Source organism: Streptococcus mitis, from assembly GCF_946188375.1.
GTDB classification, from domain to species: domain Bacteria; phylum Bacillota; class Bacilli; order Lactobacillales; family Streptococcaceae; genus Streptococcus; species Streptococcus mitis_CX.
In genome coordinates, this window is sequence record NZ_CAMHUS010000020.1 from 1 (window position 1) to 2,061 (window position 2,061).

Annotated in this window: 3 protein-coding genes; 1 reads left to right on the forward strand and 2 read right to left on the reverse strand. The window is 38.8% G+C overall.

The window, feature by feature from the left end; genetic code table 11:
* The coding region (locus N8M16_RS09995; protein ID WP_261070140.1) for a phage integrase N-terminal SAM-like domain-containing protein at nt 1-965 on the forward strand (965 nt) is incomplete at its 5' end.
* Nucleotides 966-1,054: 89 nt separating this feature from the next.
* On the opposite strand, the gene N8M16_RS10000 is transcribed toward N8M16_RS09995, so the two are convergent.
* Complete coding sequence (locus tag N8M16_RS10000; RefSeq protein WP_261070141.1) at nt 1,055-1,336, reverse strand: hypothetical protein; 282 nt, start codon at nt 1,334-1,336, stop codon at nt 1,055-1,057.
* Nucleotide 1,337: 1 nt separating this feature from the next.
* A partial coding sequence (locus N8M16_RS10005) for a replication initiation protein (protein WP_261070142.1) occupies nt 1,338-2,061 on the reverse strand: 724 nt, incomplete at its 5' end.

Here is a 2,061-nt window from a genome sequence, read left to right on the forward strand (position 1 = left end):
TCTTTTACTTAACACTAAAAGGGGTCACTATGGATAACGAAAATAGCAAACCTAGACAAAATCGCTGGGCTAAAAAGCGTAAGGCACGCAATCGGTCCAAAGAAAAAACGTATCAGAATACAGTCCGAAAACGTCTCTTTGAGATGTTTGAAGAAGGTAAGTCTTCTAAAAGGTCTCTAGACAAGACTAAAGACGATACGAAAAATAAAATCTATTCAGAGGGTACATATCGTACCTACAAGAAGCAACTAGGCTACTTTATAGAATGGCTTGAGAAAGAACACCCAGAAGCCTTAACGATAGACGACGCATACAAGTATGCTAACGACTATCTACTTTATCTAATTGATAAAGGGGAGGTCTCTGCTTCTACTATTGCTACACGAAAATCGGCAATGGCAAAAGTTTTTGGTGTATCGTCTAAAGTCTTCGTAGATACGCCCGAGCGTACTCGCTTGGATATCAAGAGAAGCCGATTTCCAGTAAAGAGTGATAAACATATCTCAGAAGCCACGGAGCGCAAGCTGGCGCGTTTTACAAGCGCTACAGGGCTTCGTAGAGCTGAAATGACAAGAATAACGTCTGATGATCTTTTCTTTGAGGACGGGAAATCCTACTTAAACGTGACGAAAGGAACGAAAGGCGGAAAAGCCCGAGTCGTTGAGATTATGGGTGCGTCAGAGGAAGAGACTAGAGATATCGTGGAATTCATTCAATCCAAAAAAGGGAGACTTTTTCCCAAACTTCATACAAATTACGATAATCACCACTACCGTGGTACCTACGCAATGCGCTTATACATGCACTACGCTAGGAATGAGAAAGATATCCCGAGAGCTGACCGCTACATTATGCGGAAAGACAGGGCTGGCGAAACATACGATAAACGTGCTATGGCTATAGTCACGAAAAATCTCGGTCATAATAGGATTGACGTAATAGCTCAATCCTATCTGTACCAATAACAAAAATTATAAAACTAGATGAAAAAATAATAAAGAAACGGAGTGCCTTGCGCTCCGTTTTTCTTTTGTCTTAATTATATTTACCTCTTCTAATACTCAGCATCGTCAATATCGTATAATTGCTCTATGCCATTTTCTTCGTAGAAATCACTCAAATATTCAGCTGCCAACTCATACAATTCATCTTCCTCGTCAAAATGATTTCCATCTGCGTACGAGGTATACATGATTAGAGCTTTTGCTAATCTTAGAATTCCTCTACTTGTTTCATCCTCTCTGTATTCACTTTTTTTATAGATAACCTCTGCGCAAATTTCAAACAACTCTTTCAATGAATAATGAATTTCTTCAGCTATATGTTTATGTTCCATTTTACACCTCATTTTCTTCGCCTAGGAAGTCATATATATCAGTTTGCCCTGGTACTACATTAGGTTCGCTAGATTTGTCCATACGAGCAAGCAACTCTTGTTTTTTGCGTTCCAACTCTGCTTTTTGCTCTTCCGTGGTTTCATTCACATAATCGGGATTGCTCCACTTCGGAACGTTGCTTTTCTTAGCAGCCTTTTTAGATGTTTTTTTAGCTATAGCTTTAGGCTTGTCGTACTTATTAGGGTCATAGGCTTCTGTGACTTCTTTTTGCCAAGTGAACTCGTACCCCAAAACAGGGTTCCCACGCTTGTTTGACTTGATTTTTTTAACTTTTAGACCTACAAAATATGGAGAAAGTTGCTTTTTAATAGGATTTATAACAAGTCTATCTATGTGGCATGCCTTATAACTGGCTGGCATGTCCATTAATAGCTTAAATTCATCAATCGCAAACTCTTTTCGTCCCACAGTACGCCATTGTTTGAGTAGTCGGTAAGCAGTTTTGGCATATGTCGAACGGATAGTAGTAAACTCTTTCAATTCATACTGAGTAAAGTTGGCTGATAGACGGTTTAAGATATACTCAAAGTGAGGAGAAACAGACACTTTAGCTTGCATATCTGACAAATCTTCTTTCCAATCCACTCGAAAACGTGTAAACAGTGGCATATACTCAATAGAATTGCTTGTTTTTTCGATATATCTTAGCTGGCTTATATTATTA